Consider the following 20,296-nt stretch of genomic DNA (forward strand, 5'->3'; position numbering starts at 1 on the left):
CCGGCCTGCTTCAGGCGAGACCGGCGTACCGGCGGCACTCGTCGTGGACGGTGGGCAGGCCCCAGGCGCGGAGGAGCTCCAGCAGATTGCCCCACCGCCAGCTGTCGGGCGGCAGTTCGGCGATCGTGCGGACCGTCCGCTGTTGCGCCGGAGTGAGGTCGGCGAACCGGGGGAGCGGGACGGCCGGTGTGCCGAACGCCAGCCTCAGCGCCGCCTCGGCCATCGGGAACGACGCGTCGCCGTGCGTACGGGATAGTCCGCTAAGGACGGCGTCGACCGCGTCGGGCGGCACCTCGTCCAGCGACACCAGGGCCAGCGCCGAGTAGAGGCGCAGATCGCCTTCCAGAAAGGCCGCATCTCCCTCGGGCGGGGACACGCTGGAGGCCGCCAGTTCGGCGATGACGGCCGCGTCGGCAGCGCCCAGACGGGCGAGCACGATAGCCGCCGCCCAACGCGGCAGCGGCTCAGCGGCGGCCAGGTGCTCTCGGCACCGAGAGAGGAACCCCCGGCCACCCGCCGGCCCAGCGACGAGGTGCTCGCGGCTGCGAGCAAGTGCCGTTGAACCGCCCGCAGGCCCAACGACGGTGAGCCGGTCACGAGTCTGAGCGTGGGGCGTTTGCTCGCCCGACGCCGCGGGGGTGGTGAGGTGGTCGCGGGATTGGGCAGGGGGCGTTTCGCCGGTCAGCAGCCCGGCGGCGATGAGGGCGTGTGCGATGACGGTCGGGTCCTGCTCGGCGTCGAGCAACGCGTCCAGTGCGGAGAGCGTGGCGGACGCCTCCTCGGGGAACCAGCCTGCCGTGTAGGCGGCGGCGGCCCGCACTCCGGCGTCGTCGTCACCGAGCAGGGTCCGCACGGTGGGCAGAACGGTGCGGACGGCGTCGTAGGCGGCGAGTTCCGCCTCGACGGAGCGCAGCGCCCACGCGAAGTCGAAGTGGTCCCGGTCGAAGGCCCTGGCGCGGCGCTCCTGCTCGTTCGCCGCCTCCGCGACCCACGCGTCCAGCCGCCGCGCTTCGGTCGCCGGGTCGGAATTCCGCAGCCGCGCCGTTTCCTCGCGCCAGGCCGTGATGTCGACACCGGACGGCAGGTGTGCCTCGTCGTAACCGATCGCCAGGGCGGACGCCAGGTAGAGCGGCCAGGTGCGCTCGGGGGTGTCCGGGTCCGCCGCGAGGGCGACCAAGAACGGGACCGCCGCCGCGGACGCGCCGTACCGGCTTCCCTGGTGGAAGATGTTGGTGAACAGCTCGCCCACCGCCGCCTCCCGCTTTTCCTCGTCGGACGAGGAAAGGGCGCGGAGTAGGCCGGGTACGTCCTCCGCAGAGCCGTAGGCGTGGTCGAGGCCCGCCCAGTCGATACCGTCCAGCCCCGCCAGCGGTTCGCCCATACCGCGATCATGCCACCGGTGCCGGGCCGTCCGCCCTAAGCAGGCCTAAGACCGTTGGCCGGGCGATATAGGGCGTCGTGCCCATGTGGGGCCCAGGGCCTTAGCGAGAGTCTCTTGGATGTCGGGCCGTGCCGATCGGCCCGGACCATTCGGGAGGGGCCGTGTACCACCAAGAGATCATGCAGTCGCTCATGAGCGAGCGGGCCCGCGCGCTGCGCGCGGAGGCCGCGGCCGAGCGGGACGCACGACTGGTGCGCCGGGCCCGCGAGTACTGGGCCGAGCGCGCCGAGCGGTTCGCCGCCCGGCCGGCCGCGCGGCGGCGCCGCCAGCACGGCGCCGCGCCCGCGCGATGACCGAGGCCGCGCCCGCGCGATGACCAAGGCCCCGGCCGTCGGCCGGGGCCCCGTTCATAGCGGAATGAAAACCTTTGTCAAGCCTGGAATTCTCCCGGGTCCGTGATTACCGTCTGCTGGTGGGTGTTCATCCTCCGTCTGTGAAAGGACCCCGCATGTCTCTCGACGTGACCCCGGAACTGCTGGAGACGGCGCAGAAGGGCGAGGTCGGCGACGCGGACTTCGTCGAGTGCATCAGGACCTCCCTGCCCTACGCCTGGGATATGGTCAGCGGCCTCGTCGCCCGGCTCCAGGTGGACGGCGGAGACTTCGCCGACAACCTCACCCCGCCGCCGGACGAGAAGGCGCGCGGCCAACTCCTCCGCGTCCTCGCGAGCGACGCCATGCGCGGCGCGCTGGAACGTTACTTCGGGGTGAGACTGGCGTTCCAGAACTGCCACCGCGTCGCGGTCTTCCCCACCGGGGACTCCTCCGCCTACCGGACGTTCGTCACGGCCCGCGAACAGATCCTCAACCAGTCCCCCGAACTCCGCGACTGCTGACCCGCCTTCCCCGTGCGGCGCGCCGACCCGTGCGGCGCGCCGCGCGCGTGTGTTGCGGCAGAGCGCTGGCGGCCGCACTCCGCGACTGCTGCCCCGCCTTTCCCGTGCGGCGCGCCGCGCGCTCATGTGGCGGCCCGGTCTGCTGGCGCGGTTTCGTGCCGGGCTCCGCGACCGTCGACCTGTTTTCAACGGCGCGCCGATCGGTTCGGCGCGCCGCGCGTTCGGGTGTGTGCGGGCTGGGTCTCGGTGGGGCTCCGCTAGTGCTGACCAGCCTGCCCCGACCACCCCGGCGCGGCACCCGCCGTATCGCGATGTGGAAAGTGACCCGCCCGCCACTGTCCGGGCGCCGGCGAGCGCGGGAGCCGTCCCTTGGCGTCGGCCTTGCCGCCCTTCTGGACGATGTCCCAGAAGGGGCCGCGCGTTCAAGTGCATGACGGGCAGGCGATGGCCGACCGTCAGGTCCCGCCGATCCGCGCGGCCGGTTGTTGGGGTGTGCGGTCAGGTGGCGGCGCGGATCTTGGGGAGGACTTCCTGGCCCAGGCGGGCGATGTTCTCCAGGGTGGCGGCGCGGGAGCCGGCGGCCTCCACCAGGAGGATCAGGTGTCTCATGCCGGTTCGCTCGATCGTGGCGAGGAGGGATTCGGCGCAGTCGTCCGGCGAGCCGATCGGGTGGAGGTCGCACATCCGGCGCGCGTAGGCGACGGGGTCGCGGGACGGGCGCGGGCGGTCGTCCACGGCGACGTATCCCTCCAGGCCGGGGCCGAGCCAGCGCGGCATCCCGTCCATGAGGGCGGCGACCGCCTGCTCCCGCGTGTCGGCGACCTGGGCGACATGGGTGGAGACGTGCGGCAGGGACGGGTCGCCGTGCCGGGCGACGGCGGCGGCCTTCTCGTCCGGCCCGACATGCATGCCGAGGAGCATCGGCAGGCCGCGTTCCGCCGCCAGCGCCTCGGTCGCGGCGGACGTGCAGGCGACCGTCACCGGGGGCGGGACGGGAGCCCGCGGGACGACCGGCACCTCGCGGAAGGCGAAATGCTCGCCCGACCACGCGAGACGGTCGGAACGCAGCCACGCCAAGAGGAGATCGAGGGATTCGGCGAAGCCGTGCTCGTAGCGGGGGAGGCCCGTGCCGAACACCTCCAGGTCGCGCCACGGCCCGCCGCGCCCGACACCCAGCCGGAAGCGGCCGCCTGACAGCAGGGTCAGCATCGTGGCCTGCTCGGCCAGCGCGACCGGATGCTGCGTGGACAGCACGCTCACCGCCGTCCCGACGTGGACCCGTGAGGTGGCGGCCAGCAGATGCCCGGCCAGGACGGCCGCGGACGGGACCACCCCGTACGACATGAAGTGGTGTTCGGCGAGCCACACGTCGTCGAACCCGGCACGCTCGGCGGCGACGGCGGCCTCGACGGTGCGGGACAGGGCGGCGGCGTCGTCCTGACCGGGGAAACGGGCGGCGAGGAGGAAGATTCCGAGGCGCACGTCCCCCTCGTACCCGGCAGCGGCGGCGGGTGACCGCTCTGCAAGACTGCCGTCCATGACTGGTGGTTCGTTCAACAGGGTCGGGGTCGTCGGACTGGGCACGATGGGCGCGGGCATCGCCGAGGTGCTGGCGCGCGGCGGCCTCGCGGTCGTCGGCATCGAGGTGAACCGGGAGGCGCTGGAGCGCGGCCGCGGCAACCTGGAGTCCTCGACCGGACGGGCCGTCAAGCGCGGCAAGCTGAGCGAGGACGCCCAGCGCGAGATCCTCGGCCGGATCACGCTGTCGACCGACTTCGCCGACCTCGGCGACTGCGACCTCGTCATCGAGGCGGTCCCCGAGCGGCTCGACCTGAAGCGCACGGTGTTCGCCGAGCTCGACCGCGTGTGCCGGGACGACGCCGTCCTCGCCACCAACACCTCCTCCCTGTCGGTCACCAACATCGCGGCGACCACCGGCCGTCCCACCAAGATCGTCGGGGTGCACTTCTTCAACCCGGCGCCGGTCATGAAGCTCGTGGAGGTCATCGGGACCGTCCTCACCGAGCCGGAGGCCGTGGCCCGGGTCGCCGCCCTGGTCGAGGGGCTCGGCAAGACGCCGGTGACGATCGGGGACCGGGCCGGGTTCGTCGCCAACCGCCTGCTGTTCGGCTACCTGAACCAGGCCGCGACCATGCTGGAGACCGGGCATGCGACCCGCGACGACATCGACGCCGCGATGAAGGCGGGCGCCGGCCTGCCGATGGGCCCGTTCACCCTGATGGACCTGATCGGCCTGGACACCTGCCTCGAGGTGCTGGACGCGATCTACGCCGAGTCCCGCGACCGCCGCCACGCCGCCTCGCCGCTGCTCCGCGAACTCGTCACCGCCGGGCTCCTCGGCCGCAAGACCGGCCGCGGCTTCTACACCTACGACAAGTCGGAGAACGCCGAGGAGGAGACGGCCCAGGCCGCGGCGCCGACCGTGGGCGTCGTCGGCGTCGGGCCGCTCGCGGACGCGGTCGCCGCGCTGTGCGACCGGGCGGGCGCACGGGTCGGCGACTCCGCCGCCAAGCTCGCCGGCTGCGACCTGATCATCGAGGCGGCGGAGGACCCCGAGGCCGCGCGGGCGCTGCTGTCCGCCGCCGTCCGGGCCGCGGCGCCCGGCACGGTCATCGCCGTCACCTCGGTGGACGGCTCCGCGATCCGGCAGGCCATGGCCACCGGGCGCCCGTCCGACGTCGTCGGGCTGCACCTTCCCGACCCGGCCGGCGCCCTGGCGGAGATGTCCGCCACGGTCGCGACCGCGCCGGACGTCGCCGACCGCGCCGAAGACCTCCTCGCGCGCCTCGGCCTCACCGTCGTGCGCTGCCGCGACCGCGCCGGGTTCATCGTGGACGCCCTGCGCCTGCCGTACCTGAACGACGCCGCCGCCATGCTCGGCGCCGGATACGCTGACGCCGACTCCATCGACGCCGCGATGAGGCTCGGCTGCGGCTACCCGACCGGCCCCATCGCCGACCTCGACCGCATCGGGCCCGAGCGCGCCGTCACCGTCCTGCGCGCCCTGCACGCCGAGACCCGCGACCCGGCCCTCGCACCGGCCCCCCTCCTCGTGGAGCACGCGACCGCCGGAAAGCCGCTGCGTTAGCCGCACGTCACGTCCCGGGCGGCCCGTGGGGGTGGCCGGGGGTTCCTATGCTTGAAGCATGAGCCCCCGGAAGAACCGCCGTGCCGCATCTGGACGTCCCGCCCGGGGCGGAGGCGCGTCATGGGCTCAGGAGACCGAGGAGGGGCCGGACGGCGAGTGGATCGTGCGGTCGATCTCCGGGGCCGGGGCGGCCAAGCCGTACCGCTGCCCGGGATGCGACCAGGAGATCGCGCCGGGCGTCGGCCACGTCGTCGCGTGGCGGGCCGGTGACGGCGGCGACGACCGGCGGCACTGGCACCGGCCCTGCTGGCAGGCCCGGAACCGCCGGACGCCGCGCGTCCTGCGGTCGCGCAACGCCCCGCGCTACTGACGACCGGCGTCCGGAGCGCGGCGGACGCCGCCCGGCCGAACGAGAGACGGAGAGATCGATGGCGGAGATCAGGGCGGCCTCGGTGCTGCCGGCGCGGCGCGAGGACATCACGCTGCACACGTCCGACGGCCTGGAGCTGGTCGGTGAGCTGGCGCTGCCGCCGGAGCGGCCGCCGGTGGCGACGCTGGTCTGCCTGCATCCGCTGCCCACGGCCGAGGGCATGATGGACAGCCACGTCCTGCGCAAGGCGTCCTTCCGGCTGCCCGCGCTCGCCGACCTCGCCGTCCTGCGCTTCAACACGCGGGGGACGACGTCGGCGCGCGGCACGAGCCAGGGCGAGTTCGGCGACGGCGAGACCGAGCGGTTCGACGTGGCGGCGGCGCTGGAGTACACCGAGTACCACGACCTGCCGCAGCCGTGGCTGCTCGGCTGGTCGTTCGGCACCGAGCTGGCGCTCAGGTGGGGACGCGACCCGCTGGTCGAGGGCGCGATCCTGCTGTCGCCGCCGCTGAAGAGGGCCGGTGACGCCGACCTCGACGCGTGGGGCGCCGACGGGCGGCCCCTCGTGGCGCTGGTGCCGGAGTTCGACGACTACCTGCGCCCGGCGGAGGCGCGGGAGCGGTTCAAGCGCGTCCCCCAGGCCGAGGTGATCGCGGTGGACAACGCCAAGCACCTCTGGGTGGGCGAGCCCTACGTCCGGATCGTGCTGAACGAGATCGTCAAGCGGGTCGCGCCGGCCGCCTCCCCGCTCCCCACTGAATGGGATGAAACGGACAGATAAACGCTTGCGGCCGATCGCGGCCACTCCGTCCCACCGGCCGCGCCAGCGGGCGACCATTGCCCAATGACGGTGCAGCTGTACGCAAGGGACGTGGGGACCGGCACGCCGATCGTGCTGCTGCACGCCTTCCCGCTGTCGTCGGCGATGTGGCTCGCCCAGCGGGAGGGCCTCGCCGGCCGGTTCCGGGTCATCACCCCCGACCTGCGCGGCTTCGGCGGTTCCCTGCTCGGCGACGACGAACCGTCCGTCGACACCATGGCCGACGACGTCGCCCGCGCGTGCCGCTCGCTCGGCGTCCGGCGGGCCGTCGTCGGCGGGCTGTCCATGGGCGGGTACGTGGCGATGGCGCTGTGCCGGCGGCACCCCGACCTCGTCCTCGGCCTCGTGCTGGCCGCCACCCGCGCCGCCGCCGACACCGGCCCCGTGCGGGAGAACCGGCTGCGGCAGGCCGGCGCCCTGGAGGGCGAGCGCAGCACCCGCGTCCTCGTGGACGAGGTGCTGCCCGGCCTCGTCGGCCCCACCACCTTGCGGCAGCGGGCGCTGATCTACGGGCGGGTCCGCGGCCTCGTCCAGGCGGCGCCGCCGCTCGCGGCCGCGTGGGCGCAGCGCGCCATGGCGGGACGCGCGGACTCCTTCGAGACGCTCCGCGGCCTCCGCGTCCCCGCACTCGTCATGATCGGGGACGAGGACGCGCTGGCCACCGAGGACGAGGCCCGCGCCATGGCCGAGGCGATGCCGAACGCCGAGACGCTCGTCATCTCGCGCGCCGGGCACCTGTGCGCGGTGGAGCAGCCGGACCTGTTCAACCAGGCGGTGGCGGAGTTCGCCGCCGCCCTCGCCCGCACCGCGCGCTGAGCCGGGCGCGCCCGGCCCGGCGCCCGGTCTAGAGGGTCTCCTGGCGCGGCATGACGACCTCGCGGATCAGCAGCGAGATCGCGGCCGCCGTCGGGATCGCCAGCAGCGCCCCGACCACGCCGAGCAGCGCCGCGCCGACCAGCGCCGCCACGATCGTCACCGCCGGCTGGACGTCCACGGTCCGCTTCATGACCCGCGGGTAGACGACGTAGTTCTCCACCTGCTGGTAGACGACGTAGAAGACCGCGCAGACGATGAGGTCGGTGGTGGTCCCGGTCAGGAACGCCACCAGGGAGACGACCACCGCGCCGATCGTGGCGCCGATCAGCGGGATGAGGTCGGTCACCGCGACGATCAGCGCCAGCGCGAGCGCGTACTTCACCCCGAGGATCGACAGGAAGATGTACGAGCACACGCCCGCGATGAGCGCGATCGTGAACTGGCCCGCGACGTAGCCGCCGATCCGGTCGAGGATCTCGTCGCCGAGCAGGGCGACGCGGGCCCGCCGGGTGCGCGGCGCCAGCTGGTAGAAGAACGTCTTGATCTGCGGCAGCGAGCTGAGGAAGTACAGCGTCAGGATCAGAATCGTGATCGTCTGGAAGATGCCGTTGATCGCGACCTTGCCGATGCCGGTGGCGGTGTCGGTGAGGCCCTTCTGGAACCCGTCGCCGTTCACCGTCTTCTCGGCGCGTTCCAGCAGGCCGTAGCGCTTGTCCCAGTCGGCCAGCGTCCTGTTGTTCTGCAGCTGCTGGACGTACTCGGGGATGTTGTGCCGCAGCTCGGTGACCTGCTCGGACACCGGCTGGACGAGGGAGGCGACGAACCCGGCGAAGAACAGGATCACGATCAGGAACACCGTGGCGACCGCGGCGCCGCGCGGGAGGCCGAACCTGCGCAGCCGCTCCACCGCCGGATTGAGCCCGACCGCGAGGAACATCGCGACCACGATCATGACGATCACCGACTTGGCGTTCGTCGCGGCCTTCACCAGCATCCAGGCGGTGATGACGCCGAGCGCCGCGGTGAACCCGAACACGAACGGGTGCGCGCGGCCGAGCGGCTGGCCGGGCTTGCCGAACGGGAACAGGTGGTCGACGCCGGCCTCGCGCTTGCGCTGCTCGACGTCGTGCGCCGGGTCGGGCGCGCCGGGCTCGGGCGGCACCGGCTCGCTGGCCTGCTGCGCCGCCGGGAGGGTGACCGGGGCACCGGTCGCCGGGTCGCGTTCCCCCACGGGCTGCTCGATCTCCTCGGGTATCAACGCACCACTGGGCGCCTCAGGGCGGTCCTCGTCGCTCCCACCGGAGCCGCTCTCGGACGAGCCGTCCTCGCCGGAGCCGTCCCCCGTCTCGTCGGAGCCGGTCTCGCCCGCGCTCTTCCTGGGGGAGCGGGTTCCGCTGTCGCGGGCCTCGCCGGGTTCGGTCGTGTCGGTCTCGCCGGTGCCGCTCACGTCCGAGTCGGTCTCGGTCTCGTCGGCGGGGGGAGCCGGTGCGGGGACCCGGCGGCCGGTCGCGGACCGCCCCTCGCCGGGGGCGGGCTCGCGGCCGTCGTCGTGGGGGGTCTCGTCGGGCACGCCGGTCTCCTCTGTCGTGCGTCTACGGGGTTGAGACGACGGAAAGCCCGGAGGCGTTTCACCGCCTCCAGGCTTTCCGTCATGCCCGACCCTTAAGGGGTCACTCCTGCCACCAGTCCTCGTCGTCCTCGTCGGACTTCTTGGCCTGGGCCGGCTTGGCGGGCGCGGCCTTGGCGGCCGGCTGCTGCTTGGGCTGGGCCTGCTGCGCCGGGGCCGGCTTCGGCTCGGCCGCGGGGATCGCGGCCTTCTCCGGAGGCGCGGCGAGCTCGGGCTCGGGGCTCATCGTCGGCGCGACGCCGCCGATCAGCTGGCGCAGCTGGTTGAGGTGGCTGGTGATGCTGTCGCGCTGGCGGGTGAGCTCGTCGACCTGGCGCTGCGCCGCCGTCCGGACGCGGTCGGCCTCGGACTTGGTCTCGGCGAGCAGTTGCTCGGCCTGCGACTTCGCCTCGGCGATCACGTTGTCGGAGTTCTTGCGGGCGTTGGCCATCAGCTGCTTGGCGTGCGAGTCGGCCTCGCGCCGGGTCTGCTCGGCCTGCTGCGTCGCCTTCGCGGCGCGCTGCTCGGCGGACGCGGCACGCTGCTCGGCCTCGGCGACGAGCTTCTGCGTCGCGGCCTGCGCGGCGGAGTGGCGCTCGGCGTCCTGCCGGTCGGCCTCCTCGCGGCGGGCGGCGAGCTGGATCTCGAACTCGGCCTCGGCCTGGGCGCGCTGGGCCTCGCTCTCCTCCAGGATGCGCTGGGCCTGCGCCCGCATCTCGTCGGCCTGCCGCTTGGCCGTGGTGAGGATCTCGTCGCGCTCCCGCTTGGTGGAAGCGCGCAGCTGCGCCACCTCGCGCTCGGTGGTGGTGCGCAGCTTGGCGATCTCACGCTCGGCGGCGGCGCGCTTCTCGGCGACCTCGTGGTCGGCGGTGGCCCGCAGCTTGGCGACCTCGCGCTCGGTGGTGGAGGTGAGCTCGTCGGCCTCGCGGCGGGCGGAGGTGCGCACCTCCTCGGCCTCCCGCTCGGCCGCCTGCCGCATGTCGTCGCCCTCGCGCTGGGCGTTGGCGCGCAGCTCGGAGGCGTCGTTCTCGGCGGTGGCGCGCTGCTCCGCGGCGTCGACCTTGGCCGCGGCCTTGATCTCGTTCGCCTCGGAGCGGGCCGCCTGGACCAGCTCGGTCGCCTGCTCCTCGGCGAGTCGCAGCAGCTGCTCGATGCGGGCGCCGAGGCCGGAGTAGGTCGGACGTTCCTGCTCCTGCAGCTGACGGTGGGCGTCCGACAGCTCGCGCTGCAGGGCCTGTGTCTGCTCGCGGGTCTGCCGCACCTCGTTGTCGAGCTGCTTGATGTGCTCGTCGACCTGGTGCCGGTCGTAGCCGCGAAGCACCACGTCGAACTCGCGCGGGGGCGTGTCTTCAAAGAAGTTGCTGAGCTGGGCGTCGATGTCGGACTGCATGTGGCTCAATCCTGATGTGACGGGGCTACGGGTGGTTCCGGGGACCGGTTGATCGCCTGGCATGACGGACACACTTGCCCCAGACCTCTTCCGGCGAATGAAGCGTACTCCGGACACTGCCGTGTTGGGGGCTCATCTTGACGCGCTGCGTGGAATGTCCCTTTTGTTCGGGCATGTCGCGGGGCCGCAGCGGCCCAGGTGTGGGGGGTGCAAATACACCAGATGTGTCCGAACGGTCACAGAGCGGCGGTCCAGGCCGCACGGTCCATGACCGTGATATCGAACACGTCACGATCCTGGCGCGCCCCCGCCACCCCCGGCGTACAAGATCATTCGGCGGCCGGACGCTTCTGCACCAGCTCCGTCAGGACGCCGTGGCAGTCCTTGGGGTGCAAAAAGTTGATCAAGGAACCCATCGACCCGTTGCGCGGCGCGTCGTACAGCACGCGCACCCCCTTGCCGGCGATGCCGGCGGCCTCGCCGGCGACCGTCCCGTCCGTCCCGAACGCGATGTGGTGGACGCCCTCGCCGTTCTTCTCCATCCACTTGGCGACGGCCGAGTCCTCCCGGATCGGCTCGATGAGCTGCAGGTAGCTCGCCGCGCCGTCCCCCGTGTCGTTGATCTTGAGCATGCACTCCCGCACGCCCTGCTCCTCGTTCACCTCGAAGTGCGCGTCGGTGAAGCCGTAGGTCGCCTTGTAGAACTCGACGGTCGCGTCCAGATCACGGCAGGCGATGCCGATGTGGTCGATACGGGTCAGCATGGGCTTTGTCCCTCCTCGGACGGCCAGGCGGGGGCGAACAGAACCGAACACCGCTCCCGTGGGTATCGTGGCAAACGTCGCCGCAGCACCACCCTGGAGGCCCCCATATGACCACCTCGTCCGTGATCGTCGCCGGAGCGCGCACCCCCATCGGGCGCCTGATGGGCTCGCTGAAGGACTTCTCCGCGGCCGACCTCGGGGCGCACGCGATCAGGGCGGCGCTGGAGCGGGCCGGGGTGTCCGGCGACCAGGTGCAGTACGTGATCCTCGGCCAGGTGCTGCAGGCGGGCGCGGGCCAGATCCCGTCCCGGCAGGCGGCGGTCAAGGCGGGCATCCCGATGAGCGTCCCGTCCATCACGATCAACAAGGTCTGCCTCTCCGGGCTGGACGCGATCGCGCTGGCCGACCAGCTCATCCGGGCGGGCGAGTTCGACATCGTCGTGGCGGGCGGCATGGAGTCGATGACCCAGGCCCCGCACCTGCTGCCGAAGTCGCGCGGCGGCTACAAGTACGGCTCCGTCGAGGTCCTCGACCACATGGCCCACGACGCCCTCACCGACGCCTTCGACGGCGTCTCCATGGGCGAGTCCACCGAGCGCTACAACGCCGAGCTCGGCATCTCCCGCGAGGAGCAGGACGCGTTCTCCGCCCGCTCCCACCAGCGCGCCGCCGAGGCGATCAAGAACGGCGTGTTCGACGAGGAGATCGCCCCGGTCGAGATCCCGCAGCGGCGCGGCGAGCCGGTCGTGTTCTCCGCCGACGAGGGCGTGCGCGGCGACACCACCGCCGAGAGCCTGGCCCGGCTGCGCCCGGCGTTCAGCAAGGACGGGACGATCACCGCGGGCTCGGCCTCGCAGATCTCCGACGGCGCCGCGGCGGTCGTGGTGATGTCCAGGGCCCGGGCCGAGGAGCTCGGCCTCACCTGGCTCGCCGAGATCGGCGCGCACGGCAACGTCGCGGGACCGGACAACTCGCTGCAGTCCCAGCCGTCCAACGCGATCAAGCACGCCCTCGGCAAGGAGGGCCTCACCGTCGACGACCTCGACCTCATCGAGATCAACGAGGCCTTCGCCTCGGTCGGCATCCAGTCGATGCGCGACCTCGGCGTCGGCCCCGAGAAGGTCAACGTCAACGGCGGCGCCATCGCGGTCGGCCACCCGGTCGGCATGTCCGGCGCCCGCATCCTCCTGCACCTGGCCTACGAGCTGAAGCGCCGCGGCGGCGGCACCGGCGCCGCCGCCCTCTGCGGCGGCGGCGGCCAGGGTGATGCCGTGCTTATTCGTGTTCCGACTCCGGCGCTCGCCTAGCGGCTCCCTGCGCATATTCGTGGCTCGGTCGAGGGCTCGCCTGGTGGCTCGCCCTCGACCGAGCCACGGGCGATCGCTGGCATCGCTCCGGCTCGCCTTGCGGCTCGCTTCGCGATCGGATTCTCGCAAGCTCGAATCCGCCTTCGGACGCGATCGCGGGTGTTGGGGTCGTTGCGTGGTTGCGGTGGTGGCTGAGGTCAGCGCGCGCCTTACTGGGAGGCGGGGGTGATGGTGACCGTTGTGAAGCCGAGGGCCTTGAGCATGTTCTCCAGCATCGACTTCGTGTTGGCGTCGGCGCGTTGCTTCAGGCCGCTCTGGTCCGCGGCGGTCTGGATCTTCTGGGACGCCAGGACGTAGAGCTGCTGCTGGTTGTTCGGGTTGCTGCTGAAGAAGTCGCCGAAGCGGTCGAAGACACCGCGCTGGGTCGCGTAGACGTAGCTGTTCTTCGTGTCGAGGTTCGTCTTCTCCAGCTGGGCGGGCGGGAGGGTGACCGTCGCCACCGTCCGGTCCGCGTTGACCTTGAGGGCGCCCGAGCCGAGCCGCGAGAAGTCCACGTAGGCGTCGACCGAGCCGTTGCCGACGAACAGGGTCCGTTTGCCGCGCAGCGATGACGGCAGGAACTTGGCGTCCTTCTCCAGGTCCACGACGACCTGGAAGTTTCCGCTGGCCGCCTCGTAGCGGTGCAGGTCGCGGATCGACTTCAGCAGGACGGGGCCGCTGCGGTCCTTGGTCTCCACCCCGAACGGGTTCAGCCAGTGGGGGAGGCCGTGCAGCGCCTGCTGGCCGAGCAGGACGAGCGCGACGGTGGCCGCGACGATCGCGACGGGGGTGAGCAGGCCGCGCCGCGGGGGGCGGGACCGGCCGGGGGACGACTTGACGGGTGCGTCGTTCTTCGCGTCGTTCTTCGTTTCCGAGCGAGCCATGTAACCGACATTCCCGGCAGCGGCGTCCGCTACCTCATCCGGCGGGTTCGGGCGCGGGCGCGGACGGGTGCCGCAGGTCCGATTCGTGGGTCGCCTGCTCCACCTCGATCAGCGACTCGCTGCGCAGATGCGCCTCGTGGGCGGCGCGGCCGCCCCGCACGCCGAACAGCCGTTTGGTGACGACGATGTAGACGATGAGACCGATGTTGAGCGCCAGCGCGCCGACGCGCAGGGCGGTGACCTTCTCCACCAGCTCGTAGATCTCGATCGGCAGCCCGAAGCACGTCGCGACGACCGCGAAGTACTCGCCCCAGCGCTTCAGCAGCCACAGCCCGACCGCCTCGATCAGCTCGATCGCGCCGTAGACGATGAGACCGACGGCCAGCCAGCGCAGCGTCCGCGCGTCCAGGTCGAACACGTGCCGGACGGACGTGACGACCTTGGAGTGGTCGAGGTCCCAGCCGACCTGGTCGGCGATGGGGCGCAGCAGCGGGATCTCCTTCTCGAAGATCCGCTCGATCGATCCGCGGCTGCCGGCGAAGCGCCACACCCCGTACGCGGCGACCAGCACGATCAGACCGCGGATGCCGCGCTCCACCGCGAAGAACCGCATGATGAAGGCGTCGCGCAGCTCCCGGCCGCGCTTGACCAGCGGGGCCCGGTCGGCCGGGCCCTTCCCGTGCGGCTCGCCGTGCACGTAGGTCCCGCAGCGCAGGCAGCGCCACGCTTCGCCGATGGGGGACGAGACGACGAGCCGCTCGCGCAGCTTCTCCTCGTCCGGCGCATAGGTGATGTGTCCCTTGCGCGCGCAGGTCAGCAGGCTCCAGTCCACGCGGACACACTAGAGGCCCGGCGGGGTCCGCATACGTCACGGTTTGCGCACGGTCGTGTGAGCGAGGTCATAGGAGGCGCGGAAACCGCGGGCCGATGCCGCGCCGTTGAGGGGGGCGTGGACATGATTCGTGTTTTCCGGTTCGTCTCCGTCGCCGAGGCGTTCTCGTTCCTCCTCCTGCTGCTGGTCGCGATGCCGCTGAAGTACGGGGCGGACGCGCCGGTCGGCGTGCAGGTGATGGGACCGGTGCACGGCGTCCTGTTCATGGCCTACGTCGGCCTGGTCTTCCTCGTCCGCGAGCAGCTCGGCTGGGACCTCGGGCGCACGGTCCTCGCGCTCGGCGCCGCCGTCCTGCCCGTCGCGCCGTTCTTCGTGGAGCGGCACTGGACGCGGCCCGCCGCCGAGCCGGAGCCGGAGCCGGCCGGGCGGGGCGCCTGACCTCCTGCGTGACCGCGGTCGGCCGGGGGGTCCGGTCGCGGTCACGCAGGACGGGAGTCCCGCGCGTCGTGGAGGCGGCTCTCGGTGGTGCGGGGAGCGCGGAAATCCCGGGGGCCGAGCGCGCAGGCGCGGTACTCGGCGAAGTGGAGCCGCAGCCAGTCGCGGCGCCGCTGCTCGGTCCAGGACGCGAACCGGTGCCCCGCGCGCGTGCCGGCCGCGGCCGGGGGCTCGTCGCCGAGAAGCCACGCGTCGACCAGCGCGCGGTAGCCGTCGCCGGACGCGCAGGCACGCGCGTCCTTGAGCGCCTCGCTGATCTGCCGGACGGCGCGGGACGCGTATCCGGGTGAGAGGTCCTCGTCGAGATGGACGGAAGCGACGCCGTCCGCCACCGTCGACGGCATCCAGGCGGGACGCTGCTCCACCACCCTGAAGGCGCCGGGCGTGCCGTTCAGCCGCGCCGCGAGCGGGGTGGCCGCCGCCATCAGCTGGGGTAGCGCGTCCCGCAGGGCGGGGTGCACGCAGACCTCGATGGGCCACGTCCGGCACACCGGCTTGGCCTGGGCGGGCGCGACCGTCCCGCCGGAGCGATGCAGGCCGAGGGTGGCGGAGACGGTCGCGGCCAGCGCCATCGTCAGGGGCAGGACGAGCAGGAACCGCCGCGTCGCCCACATCACGTAGCCGAGGATCAGCGCGGTGGTCAGCCCGGCGGCCCAGAGGACCTGGACGGCGAACACCTCGGGGCGAAGGGTGGTGAACAGCTCGACGCGGGAGAGCGCGGCGGGGGGCACCAGGCTCCACCAGGACATGCCGGGGACGCGCAGAGCGGCCCACAGGGACGTCGCGGCGAGTACCAGGGCCGCGGTGGCGCGGTGCGGTGCGACGCGTCCCGTCAGGTAGCCCACGACGACGTGCAGGACGAGCGCGCCCGCACCCGAGACCACGCCGAGCGGGTGGGGCTGCCCGGCGTGCGCGTGCACGAGGGTGACGGCGACGACCACCGCCGTGGCCACCACGTAGGCGACCAGCGTGGCCGACGACAGCAGCAGCAGGTCGAACAGCACGCCGGTCGCGGGGGATCGGGCGGTGAGGTCGCGCAGGTAGTCGAGCGGGCGTTCCCGGACGGCCGTCCACGCGGCCAGGCCCGCGGCGGCGGGGCCGAGGAAGCGGACGGCGTTGACCAGCGCGACGACGCTGTTGTCCCAGTACGCGACCGCCGGGCTCAGCGACAGGCACGCCGCCGCCGTCGCGAGCGCGGTGAGGACCGGCACCGCGACGAGCAGTGCCGTGCGGCGGGCGTCCAGCCGGAGCACCCGCCCGAGGTCAGACACCGGTGGCGCTCTCGGCGGGCGACGGCCTCGCCCGCGCCTTCGCAAGCTGTGGCAGGGACAGGTGCGGCAGCGCGAGCTGCGGCAGGGACACCTGCGGCAGCGCGCGGCGGGCCGGGCGGCGCGGGGTCATCGCGTCGACGGTCTGCGGGTGGAGGGCGCCGCGCGGGCCGACGGGGCCTCGCTGGCCCGCGGATCCCCGCGGGGCGGGGGCGCGCCGGTCGGCGGGGGAGCGGCCGCGGCGGGCGGTGGCCGAGTGCGTGGGTTGCTCGGCGAGCCGGCCGCGGGCGAGGGTGAAGAGGCGGTCGCACCAGCCGGTGAGCGTCTCGGTGGCGTCGGCGGTGACGACCACGGTCGGCGCCAGCGCGCGCAGCACGGGGATCAGCTCGGCCATGGCCGCGGTGAGCGAGTGCCGTCCGGGGCCCGCGGCGCCCGTGGGCCAGGGTTCGGCGGCGGCGCACAGCTCGCCGAAGGGGTCGTCGAGCAGCACCAGGCCGGGCTCGTGGACGCAGGCGGCGGCCAGCCCGGCGCGCAGCCGGACGTCCGGCGGCAGCAGCGCCAGTTCCGTCCCGGCGGCCTCGGTGAGGTCGAAGCGGCGGATCATGCTCTGCGCGGCGGACGCGCTCGTCCGCTTGTAGTAGGCGGCGTAGGCGACGAACTCGCCGGCCGTCATGCCCTCCGCGCGCGAGAAGCGGGCCGGCAGATAACCGATTCCGGCGCGGGCGGCCCGCTGCCCGGCGGCGTTCGTGATGTCGTGTCCGAGAATGTGCAGCGCGCCGGTGTTCGGTCTGCGCAAGGTCGCGAACGTGGCCAGCAGAGTGGATTTACCGGCACCAGGTGGACCGGCCAGGCCGACCACGCCTTCGGGCACGCCGAAGGTCACCGGGCGCAGGAGCCACCGCCCCCCGCGGCGGACACCCATTCCTCGGGCCACGATCACGGAATGCTCCGCGATCACAAGTTTCCCCCCATTGCTCGTCATGCTGTCGCGGCGGCCGGACGGGTGCGCCTGCCGCGCCGGTGGCCTCGGGTCCCCCAACCCGCCACGCGGCGCGCCCGCAGGCCGGGCCGCCCCCCGGCGGCTCCGACCCGGTCGCTTTTGCCGGGCCGCAATGCATCGACATCGTGACTATAACCGGGCTTGGTGATGGCTGTCAGCAATCTAATCGCCTTTACGGCAGGACGACGGAACTCTTTGCCCGGGGCGTGGCGGGAAAGGGAATAAAAAGGCGGACAATTCTCTGGATATGCCGCCTATGTGTGCGGCCGTCCCGGGGCGCGGGGCGTCCGGCGCGGGCGCCGCGCTCCGCTGGGAGCGTACGGACGTACGGCCGGGGGTGGTCATGGGGCAGGATGGACCCATGCCTTCTCGGGACTTTTCGTTGCACGGGGCCATCGACCTGGGAGCGCGCCAGGCCGCGTCAAGGAAGCAGCAGGAACGCCGCGCCCAGGGCGGCGGCGCGCCGGCTCAGGGCGCGCCCGGCGGCCCCTACGTCGTCGACGTCACCGACCAGACCTTCAACACCGAGGTCGTGGAGCGGTCGCAGTCCGTCCCCGTCCTGGTGGACTTCTGGGCCGAATGGTGCGGTCCGTGCAAGCAGCTCGGCCCGATCCTGGAGAAGCTCGCCACCGAGGCGGCCGGCAAGTGGATCCTGGCCAAGGTCGACGTCGACGCGAACCCGCAGCTCGGCGCCTACATGCAGCAGATGGGCGTGCGCGGCATCCCGTTCGTGGCGGCGGTCGTCGCCGGACAGCTGCTGCCGTTCCTGAACGGCGCCGCGCCCGAGCCGCAGGTCCGCCAGGCCATCGACCAGCTCTTCGACGCGCTGCGCAAGGAGGGCATCCTTCCCGACGCCCCCGAGGGTGAGCAGCCGGCCCCCGGCGAGGAGGCCCCCGCCGCCGACCCGGTGTACTCCGCGGCCGAGGAGGCCCTGCAGCGCGGCGACCTGGACGGCGCCAAGCTCGCGTTCGAGCGCATCCTCGCCGCCGACCCGAGGGACGGCGAGGCCAAGCAGGGCCTCGCCCTGGTCGAGCTGAGCCTGCGCGTACGGTCGCTGGACGCCGAGCGCGTCCTCCAGGAGGCGGCCGAGAAGCCCGGCGACGTCCAGGCGCAGATCAGCGCGTCCGACGTGGAGATGGTGTCCGGGCGCATCGACGACGCCTTCGACCGGCTGGTGGGCGCGGTGCGGCGCGGCGCGGGCGACGACCGCGACGCGGCGCGCAAGCACCTGCTGTCGCTGTTCGAGCTGCTGCCGCCGGACGACCCGCGCGTCGGCAAGGCCCGCCGCGGCCTCCAGTCCGCCCTGTTCTGAGCAGACCCCGTTCCGGTCCGGGCCGACGTTTCGGTCCGGGCCGCTGTTCTCGGCGCGTGGCGCAGTTCCGGCGCGGGCCACCGTTTCGGCTCGTGTTCCGTGCGGTGGGCGTCTTGCTCCGGGTGCGCGCCGGAGATGATCGCGGCCGCGTTCGGCGCCGCGGACGGCGTCCGGACGGCCCGTGCCGTACGCGGTGGCCGTCGAAGCGGGCCGAGCTGGGGCGACCGGGACACCTGACCGCGATGGTGAGCGTATGCTCGTTGACTGATGACCGCGCCCGTGCGGCCACGTGAAGCACTTCCACGGGGCCGATCCGGCGGATCCGCGGCCGCGCCCCGGACGCACCGTCTCCTGGGAGCAGCGCGCTCGGATATGGACAAACCCGTATAAATAGGGAGCAGCTGTCGTGGCGAGCGTGCCAAGCGTGTCGTACTCCATCACCGTCCGGCTGGAGGTCCCGGCCGGCGGCAGGGCCGTCAGCCAGATCACCCACGTGGTCGAGAACGCGGGCGGCATCGTCACGGCCCTCGACGTCAACACCGCCGGCCACGAGACCCTGCGCATCGACGTCACGATCGCCACCCGCGACACCCAGCACGCCGAGGCGATCGCGGGCGCGCTGGAGCGGATCGACTCCGTCAAGATCCACAAGGTCAGCGACCGGACGTTCCTGATGCACCTCGGCGGCAAGATCGAGATGCAGTCGAAGGTGCCGCTGCGCAACCGCGACGAGCTGTCGATGGCCTACACGCCCGGCGTCGCCCGCGTCTCGCTGGCCATCGCCCGCAACCCCGAGGACGTCCGCCGGCTGACGATCAAACGCAACAGCGTCGCCGTGGTGACCGACGGCTCGGCGGTGCTCGGCCTCGGCAACATCGGCCCGGAGGCCGCGCTGCCGGTCATGGAGGGCAAGGCGGCGCTGTTCAAGCGGTTCGCCGGGATCGACGCGTGGCCGATCTGCCTCGACACCCAGGACACCGACGAGATCGTCCGGACGGTGCAGATCCTCGCGCCCGCGTTCGGCGGCATCAACCTGGAGGACATCTCCGCGCCGCGCTGCTTCGAGGTCGAGGCCCGGCTGCGCGAGCTGCTCGACATCCCCGTCTTCCACGACGACCAGCACGGCACCGCGATCTGCGTGCTCGCCGCGCTGACCAACGCGCTGCGCGTCGTCGGCAAGGACATCGGCGCCGTGCGCATCACGATGGCGGGCGCGGGCGCGGCCGGCACCGCCATCCTGAAGCTGCTGATGCACGCGGGCGCCCGCAACCTCGTCGTCTGCGACTACGCCGGCGCGGTGCACAAGGGCCGCGACGACCTCGACGACTCGCTGCGCTGGATCGCCGAGCACACCAACGAGGGCGGCTACTCCGGCGACCTGCGCGGCGCGGTGAAGGACGCCGACGTGTTCATCGGCGTGTCCGCCCCCGGCATCCTGAACGGCGACGACATCGCCACGATGAGCGGCGACGCGATCGTGTTCGCCCTCGCCAACCCCGAGCCGGAGGTCTCGCCGGACGAGGCGCGCGAGCACGCCGCCGTGGTCGCCACCGGCCGCAGCGACTACCCGAACCAGATCAACAACGTGCTGGCCTTCCCCGGCGTGTTCCGCGGCCTCCTGGACGCGCAGGCCAGTGGCGTCACCCTCGACATGCTCGCCGCCGCGGCCAAGGCCCTCGCCGAGGTCGTCACCCCGGACGAGCTCGGCCCGAACTACATCGTGCCGAGCGTCTTCCACCCGGACGTCAGCACCCGCGTGGCGGGCGCCGTCCGCGAGGCCGCGGGCGGCCGCCCCCGCACGGAGGCGTAGTTTTACAGGCCCGGCCCACTTCGCTCGCCTGGCGGCTCGCTGCGTGACCTGGCCTGGGCGAACGCGGCATCGCTTCGCGATCTGGCCGGCTTCGCTCGCCTTCGGCTTCGCTCCACCGGCCAGGTCACGCGTTCGCGCGCGTGGCCGAGGTGGCTTCGAGGCGGGCCCGGTGGACGCGGCCGTGGCGGGCCCGGCGGA

The 20,296-nt window shown here is 72.9% G+C and carries 19 protein-coding genes; 10 read left to right on the forward strand and 9 right to left on the reverse strand.

What is annotated here, in order from left to right; translation table 11 throughout:
- Positions 1–10 precede the first annotated feature (10 nt).
- Complete coding sequence (locus BJY14_RS28635; RefSeq protein ID WP_179846441.1) at positions 11–1,381, reverse strand: HEAT repeat domain-containing protein; 1,371 nt, start codon at positions 1,379–1,381, stop codon at positions 11–13.
- A gap of 161 nt (positions 1,382–1,542) precedes the next feature.
- On the opposite strand from BJY14_RS28635, the gene BJY14_RS28640 reads away from it, so the two are divergent.
- Together BJY14_RS28640 and BJY14_RS28645 are read left to right on the forward strand one after the other, a co-directional pair.
- On the forward strand, positions 1,543–1,734 hold the full coding sequence (locus BJY14_RS28640) for a hypothetical protein (RefSeq protein WP_179846442.1): 192 nt from the start codon (positions 1,543–1,545) through the stop codon (positions 1,732–1,734).
- 155 nt (positions 1,735–1,889) lie between these two features.
- Positions 1,890–2,276, forward strand: a complete 387-nt coding sequence (locus tag BJY14_RS28645; RefSeq protein ID WP_179846443.1) for an SCO5389 family protein — start codon at positions 1,890–1,892, stop codon at positions 2,274–2,276.
- 498 nt (positions 2,277–2,774) lie between these two features.
- Here the strand turns inward: BJY14_RS28645 and BJY14_RS28650 are convergent, their stop codons facing one another.
- A complete protein-coding gene (locus tag BJY14_RS28650) occupies positions 2,775–3,758 on the reverse strand; it encodes an LLM class flavin-dependent oxidoreductase (protein WP_179846444.1) in 984 nt (327 codons plus the stop codon).
- A 55-nt stretch (positions 3,759–3,813) separates the two neighbouring features.
- On the opposite strand from BJY14_RS28650, the gene BJY14_RS28655 reads away from it, so the two are divergent.
- The 4 genes from BJY14_RS28655 (at position 3,814) to BJY14_RS28670 (ending at position 7,391) form a co-directional block, all read left to right on the forward strand.
- Positions 3,814–5,385: a 3-hydroxyacyl-CoA dehydrogenase family protein gene (locus tag BJY14_RS28655; protein ID WP_179846445.1), complete on the forward strand. Its 1,572-nt coding sequence runs from the start codon at positions 3,814–3,816 to the stop codon at positions 5,383–5,385.
- 58 nt (positions 5,386–5,443) lie between these two features.
- Positions 5,444–5,755, forward strand: coding sequence for an Rv1322 family protein (locus BJY14_RS28660; protein ID WP_179846446.1), 312 nt, complete (start codon positions 5,444–5,446; stop codon positions 5,753–5,755).
- A gap of 58 nt (positions 5,756–5,813) precedes the next feature.
- Positions 5,814–6,536, forward strand: a complete 723-nt coding sequence (locus tag BJY14_RS28665) for an alpha/beta hydrolase (RefSeq protein ID WP_179846447.1) — start codon at positions 5,814–5,816, stop codon at positions 6,534–6,536.
- A gap of 63 nt (positions 6,537–6,599) precedes the next feature.
- Positions 6,600–7,391, forward strand: a complete 792-nt coding sequence (locus BJY14_RS28670) for an alpha/beta fold hydrolase (RefSeq protein WP_179846448.1) — start codon at positions 6,600–6,602, stop codon at positions 7,389–7,391.
- 28 nt (positions 7,392–7,419) lie between these two features.
- Here BJY14_RS28670 and BJY14_RS28675 read toward each other — a convergent pair whose 3' ends face one another.
- The 3 genes from BJY14_RS28675 to mce all read right to left on the reverse strand — a co-directional run bounded on the left by BJY14_RS28675 (position 7,420) and on the right by mce (position 11,151).
- Positions 7,420–8,961, reverse strand: a complete 1,542-nt coding sequence (locus tag BJY14_RS28675) for an AI-2E family transporter (RefSeq protein ID WP_312879450.1) — start codon at positions 8,959–8,961, stop codon at positions 7,420–7,422.
- A 100-nt stretch (positions 8,962–9,061) separates the two neighbouring features.
- Positions 9,062–10,387: a DivIVA domain-containing protein gene (locus BJY14_RS28680; RefSeq protein WP_179846449.1), complete on the reverse strand. Its 1,326-nt coding sequence runs from the start codon at positions 10,385–10,387 to the stop codon at positions 9,062–9,064.
- Between the two features lie 329 nt (positions 10,388–10,716).
- Entirely contained in the window at positions 10,717–11,151 is a 435-nt protein-coding gene (gene mce, locus BJY14_RS28685; protein WP_179846450.1) for a methylmalonyl-CoA epimerase, read from the reverse strand.
- A gap of 107 nt (positions 11,152–11,258) precedes the next feature.
- Between mce and mmgA the strand changes: the two genes are divergently transcribed.
- Entirely contained in the window at positions 11,259–12,458 is a 1,200-nt protein-coding gene (mmgA, locus tag BJY14_RS28690; RefSeq protein ID WP_179846451.1) for an acetyl-CoA C-acetyltransferase, read from the forward strand.
- 209 nt (positions 12,459–12,667) lie between these two features.
- Here the strand turns inward: mmgA and BJY14_RS28695 are convergent, their stop codons facing one another.
- Positions 12,668–13,381, reverse strand: a complete 714-nt coding sequence (locus BJY14_RS28695) for a DUF4230 domain-containing protein (RefSeq protein WP_179846452.1) — start codon at positions 13,379–13,381, stop codon at positions 12,668–12,670.
- Positions 13,382–13,415: 34 nt separating this feature from the next.
- Positions 13,416–14,213: a DUF2127 domain-containing protein gene (locus BJY14_RS28700; RefSeq protein WP_179846453.1), complete on the reverse strand. Its 798-nt coding sequence runs from the start codon at positions 14,211–14,213 to the stop codon at positions 13,416–13,418.
- Between the two features lie 123 nt (positions 14,214–14,336).
- Between BJY14_RS28700 and BJY14_RS28705 the strand changes: the two genes are divergently transcribed.
- Complete coding sequence (locus BJY14_RS28705; RefSeq protein ID WP_179846454.1) at positions 14,337–14,651, forward strand: DUF3817 domain-containing protein; 315 nt, start codon at positions 14,337–14,339, stop codon at positions 14,649–14,651.
- A 41-nt stretch (positions 14,652–14,692) separates the two neighbouring features.
- On the opposite strand, the gene BJY14_RS28710 is transcribed toward BJY14_RS28705, so the two are convergent.
- Both BJY14_RS28710 and BJY14_RS28715 read right to left on the reverse strand, forming a co-directional pair.
- Positions 14,693–15,979, reverse strand: a complete 1,287-nt coding sequence (locus BJY14_RS28710) for a hypothetical protein (protein WP_179846455.1) — start codon at positions 15,977–15,979, stop codon at positions 14,693–14,695.
- Complete coding sequence (locus BJY14_RS28715) at positions 15,972–16,958, reverse strand: ATP-binding cassette domain-containing protein (protein ID WP_218905623.1); 987 nt, start codon at positions 16,956–16,958, stop codon at positions 15,972–15,974. Before BJY14_RS28715 ends, BJY14_RS28710 begins: the two co-directional genes overlap by 8 nt.
- Before the next feature lie 379 nt (positions 16,959–17,337).
- Here BJY14_RS28715 and BJY14_RS28720 point away from each other — a divergent pair, with 379 nt between their 5' ends.
- On the forward strand, positions 17,338–18,288 hold the full coding sequence (locus BJY14_RS28720; protein ID WP_179846457.1) for a tetratricopeptide repeat protein: 951 nt from the start codon (positions 17,338–17,340) through the stop codon (positions 18,286–18,288).
- Positions 18,289–18,694: 406 nt separating this feature from the next.
- Complete coding sequence (locus BJY14_RS28725; RefSeq protein WP_179846458.1) at positions 18,695–20,098, forward strand: NAD-dependent malic enzyme; 1,404 nt, start codon at positions 18,695–18,697, stop codon at positions 20,096–20,098.
- The last annotated feature ends 198 nt before the right edge of the window (positions 20,099–20,296 follow it).

The organism is Actinomadura luteofluorescens (assembly GCF_013409365.1).
Lineage (GTDB): Bacteria > Actinomycetota > Actinomycetes > Streptosporangiales > Streptosporangiaceae > Spirillospora > Spirillospora luteofluorescens.